The sequence below is a fragment of the Verrucosispora sp. WMMD1129 genome, assembly GCF_029581255.1.
GTDB classification, from domain to species: Bacteria; Actinomycetota; Actinomycetes; order Mycobacteriales; family Micromonosporaceae; genus Micromonospora; species Micromonospora sediminimaris.
Map to the genome: position 1 here is coordinate 880271 of NZ_CP120741.1, position 15436 is coordinate 895706.

Genomic DNA, 15436 nt, shown 5'->3' on the forward strand with positions numbered 1-15436 from the left:
GGGTGTCGAGTCAGCCCACCCGGGTCTGCCCGCAAGGCCCGCCGTGATCGCAGTACGGCTGCCGTTGGCTCCGCCCGCACCCGCACAGGACCGCCCTGGTCTCCGCGCGCACGCCCTGCGGCGTGTCCACTCTCAACTCACCGCGCACGATCAACTGTCCGGTGGAGTCGCGCCTGATCTGCGTCGGCCGGTCCGGGGACTCCGCACCACCGTCTGCGAATTCGTACCGCAACGCTCCGGAGGGACACCGCCGCACCACCTCGGCCAGGCGCTCAGCCTCGGCGCCGTCGGGCCGGATCCACGGGCGCTGACCCGGGTCGAAGACCGCCGGCAGGCCGCGTACGCACTCGGCGGCGTGCAGGCAACGCCGGGCCTCGAAGGTCACGGTGATCGACCGGCCCTCGTACGCCTTCGTCGCCGTTTCGCTGCTCATGCCGACCTCCGTCGCTGTCCTACCCGGCTGTTCAGTCGCTGACCCTGCTGCGGGACTGGTACACCAGGTCCTGATACTCGGGGTGCCGGGCGATCCAGCCCGCGAAGAACGGACAGGTGGGCAGGACCAGCAGATTCGCGGCGCGGGCCGCGTCGAGGCCGGCGCGGGCCAGGGCGGCGCCCACTCCCTTGCCCTCGTACGCCGGCAAGACCTCGGTGTGCACGAACGCCACGAGTTCCGCAGTGCGGATGTACTGCGCGAAACCCGCGACCGTCGATTCTCCCTCGACCCGAGCCTCGTACCGATTGGCCTCGGGGGCATCGCTCACATTCACTACCATGTGTCCTCCAGCTCGCCGTGCTGCGCATCGAAACCCGATGCCCGTCATGAGCCGGGTACGCGGCCACGCGCACGACGCCCCACCCCGGTTGGTTGATGTGTCACCCAGATTAGCCACCGATAGTTGATGCGTCAACCGGCCCCCGGGCTCGCCAGCCTTGACCGAATCCGCGCAGGAAGTCCGGCAGCCACATGCCGTCGACGTTGTCGTTACGCTCCCCGCATGGACCCAACGCCCCGCTGGCTCACCTCGCAACAGCAGGTCGCCTGGGACAGTTTCATCCGCATGCAGGAGAAGCTCATCGGACGGCTCGCCCGCCGAATCCAGGCCGACTCCGGCATGTCCGCCGCCGACTACATCGTGTTGGTCAAACTCACCGAGACCAGCGGCGGACGGATGCGCCTGACGGACCTGGCTAAGCAGGTGGAGTGGGAAAAAAGCCGCATGTCACACCAGATACGGCGAATGGCCGAGCGCGGACTGGTGGCCAAGGAGGAATGCCCCGACGACGGACGCGGAGCGTTCATCGCGGCCACCCCAGCCGGCTGCAAGGCGATCGAGGACGCGGCACCCCTGCATGTCGAACATGTCCGCCGGCTGTTCATCGACGCACTCAGTCAGGAAGAACTCGACATGCTCGCCAGCATCTCCGATCGCGTCCGTGCCCACCTGGAGAGTCAGCCCGACTGAGGCCGAGCGACACCGAGGAGTCGCCGCGCCTCGCCGCTGACCCCGGGGGAAGCGATCGGAGCCCAGGCAGCGAACAGCGAGCGGAAGTACTCGCCGTACCTGTCCGCGGTAGCAGCATCCTGCTCGACGACATCCAGTTCGTTGACGATGCTGAGATCCACGAACGGTTGCCTCTGCTCGGGTTCCAAGTGCCAGGTTTGGCTGGTGAACCGGTTGACGACCACACCGGTCTCCGCCAGCTGTCGCCAGGTCCGCCTTCGGTCGCAGGCCCCGTACAGGTAGACAAGTGCCTCGGCGTCATCACCGATGAGGTTGCGCAGTGTCGCTCGATCGGCCCAGTCGAGCAGCGTCACATCGAAGCCGTCCGTGCCGTAGACGGCATGCGCGAGACCGGCCAGCTGCGCGTCGACCGCACATCCCAGGTCACCAAGGCGGTCGTGAACCCGGCACAGGTGGGCGTAGAGAGTGCCGCCGGGATGCGGAATGGTCTCGGCTCCACGCTGCCGCAGCCAGTGCCGCACCTCGGAATCCACGCTCATGTGCCCGACCTTACGTAAGCCGCGTCCGACCGGCGGCCCGTCAACGAGGGCGGTTCGTCACACCGGCGTACCGAGCAGCTCGGTCGTTCGCTCCCACAGGCGGGTGGCCAACTTGTCGTCCGTGGCCTGCCGGTGGACCGGCCCGTTCGGTGTGAGGCGGTGGAAGTAGCCGCCGTTCACCGCCTCCGGATCAGGCATCGTGGCCAGGTGAACCAGCGGCTCGGCACCCTCGGCGAGAGTGGACAGACCACCCAGCAGGCGGTACCGGACCAGCGCCGCGACCAGCGGGGCTTCCCGGTTGATGTCGGTGGCGGCGATCACCCCCGGGTGGAACGCCATCGCGGTCAGCCCGCTGCCCCGGGTACGCCGGGCCAACTCGCGGGTGAACAGGATGTTCTGCAGCTTCGTCATCCCGTACCGCAGCAGCTCGGACCGTTTGCCGGCACCTTCGAGATCGTCGAGATCGATGCTGCCGAACCGGTGGCCATTGCTGGAGGTGGTGATGACGCGCGCCCGCCCGACGGTGGTCAACCGGTCCAACAGGAGATTGGTGAGCAGGAACGGGGCCAGGTAGTTGACCTGGAACATCACATCATGACCGTCCTCGGTACGGCTCCGCCTGGTCAGCACGACGCCGGCATTGTTGGCCAGCACGTCGATACAGGGGTAACGAACCAGGAGGGTGTCGGCGAGCCGGCGTACGTCCGACAGCCGGGTGAAGTCGGCCACCAGCGGCTCGCCGCCCACCTGGCGCGCGACGGCTGCGGTCTTCTCGGGCGACCGGCCCACCACCACCACTGACGCGCCCAGACACGCCAGCCGGCGGGCAGCCTCGGCGCCGATACCCGCACTGGCCCCGGTGATCACGACGGTCTTGCCTGCCAAGATCCGGTCACCCATGGCATCCATCTCCCTGAATGGGACGATGGCCCATCGTAGAAAACCAACAGCACGAACGCCACCGCCGGTGGTGGTCGGGCCGAGCAGCCGGTGCAGCCCGGCCGTGATGCCGGCGGTCAGCAACGCATGGTCGGTGCTCAGCGCGGTAGCGATCTGCATGAGCAGCCACATGGTGGCGGAAGCCGCCGACGGTCGAACATGCCCGCCAGCACCACCCCGACGTGGCGGTGCTGGACATTCGCATCGCCGTCGAGGCTGGCCTCGTCGACCATCCGTCCAAGGAATGATCAGGCCGACCCTGTCGAAAGCCAGGGTCGGAACCCTGGTGAATCTCAGGGATGGTGACTGCCTTTCGGGCACGGCGGCGGACCGCTCCCGGCTCATACCGTCGAGACATGATCGACCTGCTGGAAACCGCGATTACCTCGCCCTGGGTTTACCTTGCGTTGTTCGCGATCGCGACCCTCGACGGGTTCTTCCCGGTCGTGCCGTCGGAAACCATGGTGATCACCGCTGGCGTGTTCGCGGCGAGTGGCGAGCCGAACCTGACGCTGGTCGTCGTCGCCGCCGCACTCGGCGCATTCTGCGGTGACCACGTCTCCTACCAGATCGGGCGTACGGCAGGCAGTGGTTTCATCGACCGGCTGCCATCCGCCAGCCGGCGCCGGACGGCATTCCGGTGGGCCGCGGGCACTCTCGCCAGCCGCGGTGGGCTGCTGCTCGTGGTCGCCAGATACATCCCCGGTGGCCGGACGGCTGCGACCATGACCATGGGCGCCGTACGCTACCCAAGGACCAGGTTCGCGCTCTTCGACGCCGTGGCGGCCACATCCTGGGCCGTGTATTCGGCCGCCGTCGGATACATCGGCGGCGAGGCATTCGGAGACAACAAGCTCCACGGTCTCATGCTCGGCCTCGGTATCGCCGCCGGCACCACGATCATCGTCGAGGTGGCCCGGCACATCCGCCACCGTACGAGCGCGCACTCACCGTCGCCTGGCACAGTCGGTGACCCGCCCCGAGGGCCGCTACGTCTCCGGCCGGATCCCCGCCCGACGACAGGGCAGTCCCCGCACCGAGCGGGCAAACCGCGATGACCTCGCCGGGCGCGAGGCTGCCAGTTGATCGATCTTGACGGGCGGTACCGACCACGAGCCGTGTGGTCGGTACCGCCCGGCCCGGTGCGGTCAGCCCCCGCGCACCTCGGCGGCGGCGGCGACCAGGTGCCGCAGGGACGCCTCGACCTCCGGATAGCCGCGCGTCTTGAGGCCGCAGTCCGGATTGACCCACAACCGGCGGGCCGGCACGGCCGCGACCGCCCGGCGCAGTGCCTCGATCACCTCGTCGCGCGGCGGCACCCGGGGGGAATGGATGTCCCACACCCCGGGTCCGACACCCCGGCCGTAGCCGATCGCGGCCAGATCGTCGAGCACCTCCATGTTGGACCGCGATGCCTCGATGCTTGTGACGTCGGCGTCGAGGGCGTCGATGGCGTGGATCACCTCGCCGAACTCCGAGTAGCACAGGTGGGTGTGGATCTGGGTGTCGTCGGCGACGCCGCCGGTGGTCAGCCGAAACGCTCCGACGGCCCAGTCCAGGTACGCCTTCTGGTTGGCCTTGCGCAGCGGCAGCGTCTCGCGTAGTGCCGGTTCGTCGACCTGGATGACCCGGATGCCGGCGGACTCCAGGTCGCGGCACTCGTCGCGCAGCGCCAGCGCGACCTGGTCGGCGGTGTCCGCGAGGGGCTGGTCGGTACGGACGAACGACCAGGCCAGGATGGTGACCGGGCCGGTGAGCATGCCCTTGACCGGTTTGCTGGTGAGCGACTGCGCGTAGGTGGACCACTCGACGGTCATCGGTGCCTTGCGGGACACGTCACCGTAGATGATCGGTGGGCGTACGCAGCGGGAGCCGTACGACTGCACCCAGCCGTGCTGCGTGGCGGCGAAACCGTCGAGCTGCTCGCCGAAGTACTGCACCATGTCGTTGCGTTCCGGTTCCCCGTGCACGAGCACGTCCAGACCCAGCTGTTCCTGCAACCGGATGACCTGCGCCACCTCCGCGCGCATCCGCGCCACGTAGCCGGCGTCGTCAAGGCTGCCGGCCCGGTGCGCGGCGCGGGCCCTGCGCAGTTCGGCGGTCTGCGGGAACGACCCGATCGTGGTGGTCGGCAGCTCCGGCAGGCCCAGTCGTTCCTGCTGGCGGGCGGCCCGGTTGCGGTATTCACCGCGCTGCCGGTCGGTGGGACGCAGCGCGGCCAGGCGGCCGCGGACGTCGTCGTGACGCCAGGCCGCCGGGGTGGGCGGCAGTGGCGCCGGTAGCGCGGTGGTGCCGTCGCGCAGCGCACGGCCGAGCACGACGATCTCGTCGACCTTCTGCCGGGCGAACGCCAACCGCGCGGACAACCGGGGGTCGAGGTGCGTCTCCGCGGACACGTCGACCGGCACGTGCAGCAGCGAGCAGGACGAGGAGACGGCGACGTGATCGGCGAGCCCGGCGACCGTCGCGCCGGCCGTCACGGCGGCCCGCAGGTCGGTACGCCAGATGTTGCGGCCGTCGACCAGGCCGGCGACGATGGTCTTGCCGCCCAGCGGGCCGGCGGCGGCGAGCCGGTGCAGGTTGCCCGGTCCGGCGACCAGGTCCACGCCGACGGCTTCGACCGGGGTGTCCAGCAGGGCCGGAAGCGCGTCCCCAAGGTCACCGAAGTAGGTCGCCACGAAGATCCGCGGTCGGTGTGCGAGTTCACCGAGTCGGGTGTAGGCGCGACGGAGGGCATCGATCTCGGCGGGGCTGCGGTCGGCGGCGTAGGCGGGTTCGTCCAGCTGCACCCAGCCGACACCCGCGTCCGCCAGGGTGGCGAGAATCCGGGCGTACGTCCGGACCAGGTCGTCGAGCCGGGCGAACGGATCGTCTCCCTTGGCCAGCAGCAGGAACGTGGCCGGGCCGACGAACACCGGTCGGGTGGTGACACCCAGGTTGCGGGCCTCGGCGTACTCGTCCAGCGCCTTCGCCGGGTTGGCCGTGAAGACGGTGTCCGGGGCGATCTCCGGCACCAGGTAGTGGTAGTTGGTGTCGAACCACTTCGTCAGCTCCAGCGCCGGCTCGGCGTCGACGCCGCGGGCCATGGCGAAGTAGGTGTCCAGCGCGGACAGACCCAGCCGGGCGAACCGGTTCGGGACCGCGCCGACAGCGACGGCTGTGTCGAGCATCTGGTCGTAGTAGGAGAAGGTGTTCGACGGGATCGCGTCGAGACGGGCATCGCGCAGCGTCCGCCACACCTGCGCTCGGAGACCGGCAGCGGTGTTGGCCAGCGCCTCGGCGTCGATGGTGCCGGCCCAGTACGCCTCGACAGCCTTCTTCAGCTCACGGTTGACGCCGATGCGTGGATAGCCGAGCACGGTGCTCTGCCCGAATGCGGTACTCACCAAGGGGGTCCTTCCCTCGAAGTGTCCGGCGGACACGGAAGGGGAAGACGGGTACACCTCGGGTACCGGCTTCCGCCCTGGCCCTCCCGAGCGGCCGCCGGCGGCGCACACCGGCGGCGTGCGCAGCACTGGCAGGTCTTCGGACTCGCGGGCATGACACCAGGTCGCCTACTGGCCGTCGCTTCCCAGACCTCACGGTCCAGTGCTTTGTTGACGGCGGTCGTTCCCACTCACCGCTGCGGGGCAGTCCCGGATTCACACCGGGTTCCCTCTTACGACGCCCCACCCACCCGGACGGGACGAACCAGCACCACCGCCATCGTACGGGCCACGCCGCCGGCTGGGCCCGTAGTGCCCGACCTACGGGACTACGGGACGACCGCACGCACCACGCACTGGACCGTGCGGTCTGGAAGCTCTCCGCATGGCCTCACCCGGCCCGCTCGTCAGGACTGCTCAATCTCCGAGAACAACCCCTTGAACGCGACCTGCGTCCCCACGAGCGTGCCGAGGACGTCAGCGGCAGCGGGCGTCGTGACTGCGTCGGAGGCGTCTTCGTAGCTGTCGAAGTAGAGGTCGAGGGTCCGGTAGGCGGGGGTAGCGGTCCCGTCCTCCTTCGGCCACACCTTCGCAGACTCAAGTCGTCGCAGCTTCGGCAGCTTCGCCGCGGTCGCCTGCACGTCCGAGTAGGCACGCTCGAAGTCGTCGGGGTCCGCTGGGTTGTCGATGATGAAAGTGATCTTGGTGGACATGGAAGCCTCCATTTGTCGTTCGTTCTGGGGGCAACGGCTCGGGCTCGCGTTGGCGATACCCGAGCCGCTTCGATCCGGCGTGTACCGCTACGGAGGAGCGCTCGGCTCCCCGTCAGCGGCCGTACGTCTCCAGCAGTCGCAACCAGACCTCGCTGACCGTCGGGTACGCCGGCACCGCGTGCCACAGTCGGTCCAGCGGGACCTCTCCGACGATGGCGATCGTCGCAGCGTGGATCAGTTCCGCGACGTCCGGACCGGCGAGGGTGAAGCCGACGACCACCTTTCGGTCCTCGTCGACGACCATGCGGGCATGTCCCTTGTAGCCGTCGGCCTGCAGGCTGGCTCCGGCGACGGTTCCCAGGTCGTAGTCCACGACCCGAATCCGCAGTCCGGCCGTCTCGGCCGCAGCCGCGGTCAGCCCCACCGACGCGATCTCCGGGTCGCTGAACACCACCTGCGGCACCGCACGCTCATCGGCGGTCGCGGCGTGCCGCCCCCACCTGCCGTCCTCGACCTTCTCCCCCTTCGCCCGGGCCACGATCGCGTCGCCCACCGCGCGCGCCTGATACTTGCCCTGATGGGTCAGCAGCACCCGCCGGTTCACATCACCCGCGGCATACAGCCACCCGCCTCCGCCGACCACACGCAGCGTGTCGTCGACCGCCAGCCAGGCACCCGGCACCAGTCCCACGCGGTCGAGGCCGATGTCCTGAGTGTTGGGCGTCCGGCCGATCGCCACCAGCACCTCGTCCGCCTCGACCCGCTCGCCGTCGACAGTTGCGATGTGGACGATTCCGCGGTCGTCGCGGTTTACGGAAGCGGCCTCCACGCCGAGGCGTACCGACACACCGGCCTCGCGCAACGACTCCGTGACCAACTCGCTGGCGAACGGCTCCGCCGACGGCAGCACACCGTCACGGGCAAGCACCTCCACCGACGACCCCAGAGCGGCGAAGGCGGTCGCCATCTCGGTCGCCACCACGCCGCCACCGATGATGGCGAGCCGACGGGGAACCGACCCGGCCGAGGCAGCCTCGCGGCTGGACCACGGCGCCGCCGCGCGCAGACCCGGAATGTCCGGCAACAGCGCGCTGCTGCCGGTCGCGACGACCACCGCATGCCGCGCGGTCAGCCTGGTCGTGACACCGTCCACGCCGGTCACCTCGACAACGCGGGCGGAAGCGATCCGCCCCTGGCCACGGTGCAGGGCGATACCGGCCGACTCCAGCCAGGAAACCTGCCCGTCGTCCCGCCAATGGGATGCGAAGGAGTCGCGCCGGCCGAGCACCGCAGCCGCATCCAGGTTGCCCGTCACAGCCTCCCGAGCACCCGGCAGTTGGCGAGCCGCCCGCAACGCGGACGCGCTGCGCAGCAACGCCTTGGTGGGCATACACGCCCAGTACGAGCACTCCCCACCGACCAGTTCCCGCTCGACGATGGCGGCGGTCAGCCCGCCCCGCACGACCCGGTCGGCAACGTTCTCCCCGACCGGACCGGCACCGATCACGACGACGTCGTACTCAAGTGAGGTCATGTCAGTTTCCCTTCGCGGCACGGCCGAGACGGACGGCCGCGATCAGGAAGAAGACGGCGCCGGGAATGGCGTAGCCAGCCGCGTTGATCAGCGACGGGTGATCCGCGGCGGCTGCGACGATGAAGGAGCCACCAGCCAGCACCGAGATGCCGCCGCTGATGATCATTGGCCACTGGCCGCCCATCCGCCGACGGGTGACACCTACGATCAACTGGACCAGACCGGCGACGATCGCCCAGGCACCCCAGACCCGCAGGACCGCGGGAACGCCGGACGCCCCGGCGACGCCCACTCCTACCGCCGCGACGAGGCTCACCGCGATGTTCACATAGAGCAGGGCCGGCGAGCCGGTGGCCCTTGACGAACGAAGGTCGTAGCTGGCGGCACCGACGTCGAACAACGGATAGAGCACGAACAGCGCCACCGCGAGCGGACCGATCTCCTTGGCGGTGGCGATCGTCACCCCGGCCCACACGATGGCGAACGCGAAGCGGATGAAGTACAGCCGCCGCAGCGCGGAGGCAGCCTCGGAGATACCGGGCGAAGCAGCAATGGTGGTCACGGGTGACCCTTTCAACGGAGAGGTGGTAGACCGAACGTTCTGTCTCTATAAGCATGCCAGGGGCGGCCGGCACCGTCAAGACCGAACGTTCTATCCGCCACCTCGGTATCGCGCGACCACCGCGCGCCACGGCTCTCGCCGGAGGCCCGCCCCCTTCGTCGCCGCATCGGGCCACGCGTCGTCATCGACGTGGCGCTGTTGGCCCCTGAGGTCGCTCGCTTCCCTCAGACCGAACGTTCTGTTCGCTAAGGTTGAGGGCATGACACGTGGCAAACCCGACAATCGGCCCTCCGAGGCGCGCCTCCGGCTGCTCGCCACGGCAACCAGGATCTTCTACTCGGAGGGCATCCACTCCGTCGGTGTCGACCGGATCATCGCCGAGGCGAAGGTGACCCGGGCGACCTTCTACCGGCACTTCCCGAGCAAAGACGACCTCATTCTCGCCTACCTACGCGAAGTCCATGAGATGGAGCGCGGCACGGTCGACGCGGCCATCGCCAACGATTCATCACCCGTCGACCCGCTCCTGGCCATTGCCGATTCCATAGCTCAGAACATCCAGTCCCCCGGCTTCCGTGGCTGCGCCTTCCTGAACGCCGCGGCGGAGTATCCCGACATGGAACACCCCGTGCGCCAGGAGATAATCGCCCACCGGCAATGGTTCCTGGACACGCTCAGCAAGCTGATGGCGCAGGTTCACCCGGAAACGGCGGACCCGGCCGCACGCCGTTTCGTCATGCTCCGCGACGGCGCCATGGCAGCCGGATGCCTCTTCGACCCCGCGTTGGTGTCCGAGACATTCCTGCACGGCGTCGAAGACCTTCTTCAGCCGAGCGCCGATCGACCGTCGACCGAATCCATCGGCTGACCGGGCCGCACCGGGTCCAGACGACGACCGGCGGCGTTGGATCGCCGATTGGCCCTCGCCGCGACACCGCCAACGTTCCCTGGAAATCGCACTAGCGTAGATGCCGGGCGAAGAACTCGGCCGCGCCTTCCCCTGCGTACCAGGGAACACCAGTGTGTCCGCCCATGTTGGCGTGCAGCGTCTTCTCCTTCGAGCCGAAGGCGTCGAACAGCTTGAGGGCCGCCTGTCGGTCGTTCCCCTCGTCGTCCCACTGCAACAGCACGTGCAGCGGAATGGTGACCTTCCGGGCCTGCTCGAACATGATGCGCGGCACAAAACTCCCGGCGAAGAAGCCGGCGGCCACGATGCGCGGCTCCACCGCCGCAAGCCGGATGCCGACGGAGATCACTCCCCCCGAGTACGCGACCGGGCCGCCGATCTCGGGCAGCGACAGGAAGGCATCCAGGGCGGCCTGAAATTCCGGTACCGCCTTGTCGACGAGCGGGAGGATGAGGGCATCGATGATCTCGTCGTTGACCGGCTCGCCGGCCTCCAGCGCCCGGCGCAGGTCGACGCGGGCCTGTTCGATCGCGTCCCAGCGGGGCCGATCACCGCTGCCGGGCAGCTCGATCGCGGCTGCGGCGAACCCATCCGCCACGGTACGCCGAGCCCGCGCCACCAGACGTGGGTACATCCTGCCCAGCCCGAGTGGCGGGTGGCCGAGCAGCACCAGCGGGACCGGCGGCGTCGCGGATGCGGATGTCCACAGGATGCCGGGGATCTCGCCGAGAGTGAACTCGCGTTCGACGACGCCGTCATCGAGGTGTCGTGCAGAGGTGAATCGCATGGTCGTGCCTTTCGGGAGTGCTCGTGGACGGCGCTCCCGGACGACCTATCGCCCGACCGTGACTGCGGGGAGAGCACCCATGTCGAAAACTTTCACGGGTATCACCTCCTCGGTCTCTGGCACGGCCTCCGGCAAAATAGCAGCGGGCCGCTACGGTCCGCCGCGCATTTCTGCGCCGCACCGCGCTCACCGGATGCTGCGGATACCTAGCATCAGCAGCCCGGATGCCACCGCGCACAGGGATCCGAAGACGAACAGCGCCGGATAACCGCCGAACCAGGTGATCAGCGCACCGGCCACCGCTCCGGCCAGCAGCTGGGGCAAGCCGGTGGCCACCTGCAGGATGCCCAGGTCACGGCCCTCGCTGTCGGCATCGGGCAGGACCAGGGACATGACTGCCAGGTCGACCGCGAAGTAGGTGCCGATCGAGGCGCCCAGACAGGCAGCGTAGATCAGCATTCCGGTCCAGGTGGGCATCGCCAGGGGAATGGTCATCGACGCGGCGACGCCGAGGGCGCTCACTCCGACGACCATCTTCCGACGATCCACCTTGTCCGCGATCCAGCCCGTGAGGCCAGCCACGACCACCCACACCAGGATGCTCAGTGTCAGCATGGTGGTCACCGCAGCGGCCACATCGCCGCCGGGCACGTTCTCGGAGCCGATGTAGTCCTGCAAGGTGTAGAAGAGGTAGCCGCTGACCACGTAGTAGGACGCGAAGAGCATGAACCGGCTGGCGAATGCCAACCGGAAGTCGCGGGCGGCGAAGGCGGCGAAGAACGAACGCAGCCGCTCCCCGAGACGCCAGCGCTCACGCACAGGGAGCGGCAGGCCCCGCGCCGACCCTTCCCGGGCCCCGACCAACAGCAGCACGGTGGTGACCAGCAGCACCCCGGCGATGACGGCATAGGCGGTCAGTTGGCTCACCCGGCTGGCGATCTGAACGCCCAGCACGACGCCGGCCGGGGTGCCCATCCCGATGACTCCCGCAGCCAGGCCACGGCGGTCATCGGGAACCCGGTCGGGCAGGATCGCGGTGATCGCGCCGGAGTAGAGGTTCGCCGCGAACCACAACACCATTGTGGTCGCGATCAGCCCCGGCAGGCTGTCGGCCAAGCCCATGAGGATGCAGGCGACAGCCGAGACCACCGCGGCCCCGGCGATCCACGGCGTCCTGCGGCCGAACCGGGAACGCGTGCGGTCAGACAGCGCACCACCGACGGGAATCGCGACCATCGTCGCGACGGCGGCAAGCGTGTTGAGCAAGGCGAGGTTGCCGACCTTCGACGCCGGGTCCACCGCCTCGACCTGCGCCGGGAGGATGACCGCCGAGATGCCGTTGAAAAGCGCGTACATGGCCGCCGTGGCCGGAAAGAGCAGAATCAGCAGGCGGCCGACACGCGGCCGTGACGCCGGTGCGTGCGGGGGGCGGCGCAAGTCAGTCACGAGGTCTCCGACCGGTCGAGCGGAGTAAGGATCATGCCATCAGTCGCGCGTCGGGCTCAGACCGGCGTGGGTGGTATCGTCCGCCCGTGGAAGGAGCTCCGTACCGTTTCGACGGGTTCGAGCTTGACACCTCCCGCTACGAACTCCGGCTCACGGGCAAGCGCGTCCCGCTGGAGCCGAGGGCCTTCGACGTGCTGCTGCACCTGATCCGGCATCGAGACCGAGTCGTCTCCAAGGAAGAGCTCCTCGACTCGGTGTGGGGCGACCGCTTCGTGACCGACGCCGCAGTCACCACCGTGCTCCGCGCCATCCGGCTGGCCATCGGCGACGCCGGCAAGGAACACCGGCTGATCCGTACCGTCTATCGCCGCGGTTACCAGTTCATCGGGCCCGTCACGCAGACACCGGCCGGTACGGAGGCAGGACACGACCGGGCCCTACCCGCTCGGTTGGCGATGTCGTCAGGTCTCGGCTTCACCGGCCGGCAGCACGAACGCGCGACGCTCGCGGACGCGTGGAAGGAGGTGCTCGCCTCGCGGCAGCGTCGGATGGTGCTGGTGAGCGGAGAGGCGGGCATTGGCAAGACGACGCTGTGTTCGGTGTTCGCGACCTCGGTGCAGCACGAGGCGGTGGTGCTTTACGGGCGTTGCGACGAGGAGTTGTCGATTCCCTATCAGCCCTGGCGGGAGGTGCTGACGGATCTCGACCGCGACGCCCACGATGTCGTCGACAGCCGCCGCGACGCGCTCGCACCGCTGCTGGGTGGCGCGAGCGCGGTGAGCCTGGAATCGGATTCGGCCCGGTTCGCGCTCTACAACTCGGTCCTCGACATACTCGATGCCGTCTCGACACGCAGTGGACCGGTGCTCGTCGTGCTCGACGATCTGCACTGGGCGGACATGCAGACACTCGCTCTGCTGCGGCACCTCGCCGAGCGGGCTCTGACGACGCCGGTCCTGGTGATCGCCACTTTCCGCGATTCCGACTTCGACGCCTCGCATCCGCTGAACATGTTGCTGGCCGCCACCCATCGCGAGCCGGGGACGACCCGGCTGGCCCTGCACGGTCTCGACAACAGCGAAATGCTCGGCCTGCTGGAGACGATCGCCGGCCACGAGATGGACCACAACGGGCTCACGCTGCGGGATCTGCTGCGCGCCGAGACCGAGGGCAACCCGTTCTTCGTCACCGAGATTCTGCGTCATCTCGCCGAGACCGGGGCGATCAGCCGCCAGCAGGACGGCCGCTGGGCGACTCCGACCCGGCTGCTGACCCGGGGCCTGCCGGTAAGCGTCCGAGAGGTCGTGGGCCGCCGTGTCCAGCGCCTCGGATCCGAAACGCGTCGAGCGTTGGACACCGCGTCGGTGCTCGGCCGGGACTTCGAGCTCGATCTGCTCTCCGAACTGCTCGGCGAAGCTCCGCTGCAGACGTTCGAACGGCTGGCGCCGGCGGTCGACAACGCTCTCGTCACCGACGCCGTCGGGCGATTCGCGTTCACCCACGCCATCGTCGCCCACACGCTGTACGCGGAGTTGAAACCCACCGCGCGGGCGTTCATCCATCAGGCGGTCGCGATGGCGATGGAGCGTCGGGTCGGCGATGACGCGGGCGAGCAGGCGGCCGAGATCGCCCACCACTGGATCCATGCCGTCGCACCTACGAACCGCGCCAAGGCAGCGGAATACTCGCAGCAGGCGGGTGCCTACGCGCTGACTCACGTGGCACCCGACGAGGCGGTCGTCTGGTATCGCCACGCCCTTGAGCTGATGCCCGCCGGTCCCACGGTGCGACGCTGTGAATGCCTCGTCGGTCTCGGCACCGCGCAGCGTCAATCCGGTGACCCCGCGCACCGTGAGACGCTGCTCGAAGCCGGTCGCCTCGCGATCGAACTCCACCACGACGAGCTTCTCGTCCGTGCCGCACTCGCCAACAACCGTGGCGACGTCAGCGGATTCGGGACGACAGACGACGAACGGGTCCAGATCCTGCGCCGTGCGATCGCCGCGCAGCCCAACCCGGCAGACGGTGCGCTGCTCCACGCGATTCTCGCCATCGAGATCCATGCCACCGCCGCCGAGGACCTGGAAGAGGCCGCCGCCCGTGCGGTGTCGCTCGCCCACGAGGCCGGCGACGACCACGTCCTCGCGCACGTCGTACGGCTCACCGAAAGCGCCCTGCGCACGCTGGACGCCCTTGATCGTCGTGAGCAGTTGTTGCAGGCGGGCATCACGGCCGCGGAGCGAACCGGTGACGCGCGGTTGCGCGGCATCCTCTCGATGTCCCACCACGAGATCGCGCTTGAGCGCGGCGACCGTGAGGTGATGAACCGGGAGAAGGACATCCGCAACGCGTTCGCCCAGCGCAGTCCGGAACCCTTCGTCCGCTGGACCAACGCGCAGACGTCGTCGATGCATCATTTCCTGGACGGTGACCTGGCGGAGGCCGAAGCCGCCGCGAACGCCGCCCTCGAACTCGGCGTGGCAACCGGCCAGCCCGAGGCGTTCTTCGGTTACGCGGGCCAGCTCTTCCAGATCCGCCGGGCCCAGGACCGACTGGCAGACGTGGCCGAGGCCATGGGGCAGGTCGTCGACCAGAACCCGACGCTGCAGGTCTTCCGGGCGGGCATGGCCTACGTGTGGTGCGAGCTCGGCCGGGCAGCCGACGCCCGGGCACTCACCGACTCCCTCGACGTCTCCGCCGGCGGCGCACCCCAGTTCTGGTCGACCTCCCTGATGCTGTGGGCCGAGGTCTGCCACCGGCTCGTCCTTCCCATCCCCGCCTCCCGGCTCGTGCCACTGCTCGACGGCTGGCGCGACCGGGTCGCCAGCACCGGCGCGACCACCGAGGGTTCGATCGCCTACGGGCTCGGCCTCGCACTGGCCACCGTCGGCCACCGCGAGGAGGCGGCGGCCGCCTACGACCTCGCCCTGACCGTGAACCGGCGGCTGCGCTCCCCGCTGCTCGTCGCCCGAACCCAGATCGCCTATGCCGATCTGCTCGCCGGGACCGAACCCGACCGGGCGCGATCTCTCGTCACCGACGCGCAAGCAGCCGCCAGGCGCTTCGGTCTCGCATTTGTCGACCGTCGTGCCCGGCAACTGCTCGATCGTCTCCGCTGAGA

General features: G+C 69.0%; 14 protein-coding genes and 1 riboswitch. Of the genes, 4 read left to right on the plus strand and 10 right to left on the minus strand.

What is annotated here, in order from left to right; genetic code table 11:
- Positions 1-10 precede the first annotated feature (10 nt).
- Entirely contained in the window at positions 11-433 is a 423-nt protein-coding gene (locus O7624_RS04035; protein WP_282238982.1) for a (4Fe-4S)-binding protein, read from the minus strand.
- A 31-nt stretch (positions 434-464) separates the two neighbouring features.
- Complete coding sequence (locus O7624_RS04040) at positions 465-761, minus strand: GNAT family N-acetyltransferase (protein WP_282238983.1); 297 nt, start codon at positions 759-761, stop codon at positions 465-467.
- A 234-nt stretch (positions 762-995) separates the two neighbouring features.
- On the opposite strand from O7624_RS04040, the gene O7624_RS04045 reads away from it, so the two are divergent.
- Complete coding sequence (locus O7624_RS04045) at positions 996-1463, plus strand: MarR family winged helix-turn-helix transcriptional regulator (protein ID WP_282238984.1); 468 nt, start codon at positions 996-998, stop codon at positions 1461-1463.
- Here the strand turns inward: O7624_RS04045 and O7624_RS04050 are convergent.
- Positions 1451-2002: a DUF6817 domain-containing protein gene (locus tag O7624_RS04050; RefSeq protein WP_282238985.1), complete on the minus strand. Its 552-nt coding sequence runs from the start codon at positions 2000-2002 to the stop codon at positions 1451-1453. The two genes, O7624_RS04045 and O7624_RS04050, sit on opposite strands and share 13 nt — an antisense overlap.
- Positions 2003-2059: 57 nt before the next feature.
- The gene (locus tag O7624_RS04055) at positions 2060-3061 is read right to left on the minus strand and encodes an SDR family NAD(P)-dependent oxidoreductase (RefSeq protein ID WP_282238986.1); all 1002 of its coding nucleotides are present in this window, start codon (positions 3059-3061) and stop codon (positions 2060-2062) included.
- A gap of 236 nt (positions 3062-3297) precedes the next feature.
- On the opposite strand from O7624_RS04055, the gene O7624_RS04060 reads away from it, so the two are divergent.
- Positions 3298-3999: a DedA family protein gene (locus O7624_RS04060; RefSeq protein ID WP_282238987.1), complete on the plus strand. Its 702-nt coding sequence runs from the start codon at positions 3298-3300 to the stop codon at positions 3997-3999.
- A gap of 90 nt (positions 4000-4089) precedes the next feature.
- Here the strand turns inward: O7624_RS04060 and metE are convergent, their stop codons facing one another.
- The 4 genes from metE to O7624_RS04080 form a co-directional block, all read right to left on the minus strand.
- Positions 4090-6327, minus strand: coding sequence for a 5-methyltetrahydropteroyltriglutamate--homocysteine S-methyltransferase (metE, locus tag O7624_RS04065; RefSeq protein WP_282238988.1), 2238 nt, complete (start codon positions 6325-6327; stop codon positions 4090-4092).
- 112 nt (positions 6328-6439) lie between these two features.
- Positions 6440-6651: riboswitch (cobalamin riboswitch) on the minus strand.
- A 122-nt stretch (positions 6652-6773) separates the two neighbouring features.
- Positions 6774-7079, minus strand: coding sequence for an EthD family reductase (locus O7624_RS04070; RefSeq protein ID WP_282238989.1), 306 nt, complete (start codon positions 7077-7079; stop codon positions 6774-6776).
- Between the two features lie 112 nt (positions 7080-7191).
- Complete coding sequence (locus O7624_RS04075; RefSeq protein ID WP_093402542.1) at positions 7192-8613, minus strand: NAD(P)/FAD-dependent oxidoreductase; 1422 nt, start codon at positions 8611-8613, stop codon at positions 7192-7194.
- A 1-nt stretch (position 8614) separates the two neighbouring features.
- The gene (locus tag O7624_RS04080) at positions 8615-9175 is read right to left on the minus strand and encodes a hypothetical protein (protein ID WP_093402541.1); all 561 of its coding nucleotides are present in this window, start codon (positions 9173-9175) and stop codon (positions 8615-8617) included.
- 259 nt (positions 9176-9434) lie between these two features.
- On the opposite strand from O7624_RS04080, the gene O7624_RS04085 reads away from it, so the two are divergent.
- Positions 9435-10043, plus strand: coding sequence for a TetR/AcrR family transcriptional regulator (locus tag O7624_RS04085; RefSeq protein ID WP_282238990.1), 609 nt, complete (start codon positions 9435-9437; stop codon positions 10041-10043).
- Between the two features lie 91 nt (positions 10044-10134).
- On the opposite strand, the gene O7624_RS04090 is transcribed toward O7624_RS04085, so the two are convergent.
- Positions 10135-10869: an alpha/beta hydrolase gene (locus O7624_RS04090; RefSeq protein WP_282238991.1), complete on the minus strand. Its 735-nt coding sequence runs from the start codon at positions 10867-10869 to the stop codon at positions 10135-10137.
- 186 nt (positions 10870-11055) lie between these two features.
- Complete coding sequence (locus tag O7624_RS04095; protein ID WP_282238992.1) at positions 11056-12315, minus strand: MFS transporter; 1260 nt, start codon at positions 12313-12315, stop codon at positions 11056-11058.
- An 86-nt stretch (positions 12316-12401) separates the two neighbouring features.
- Between O7624_RS04095 and O7624_RS04100 the strand changes: the two genes are divergently transcribed.
- Positions 12402-15434, plus strand: coding sequence for an AAA family ATPase (locus O7624_RS04100; protein WP_282238993.1), 3033 nt, complete (start codon positions 12402-12404; stop codon positions 15432-15434).
- The last annotated feature ends 2 nt before the right edge of the window (positions 15435-15436 follow it).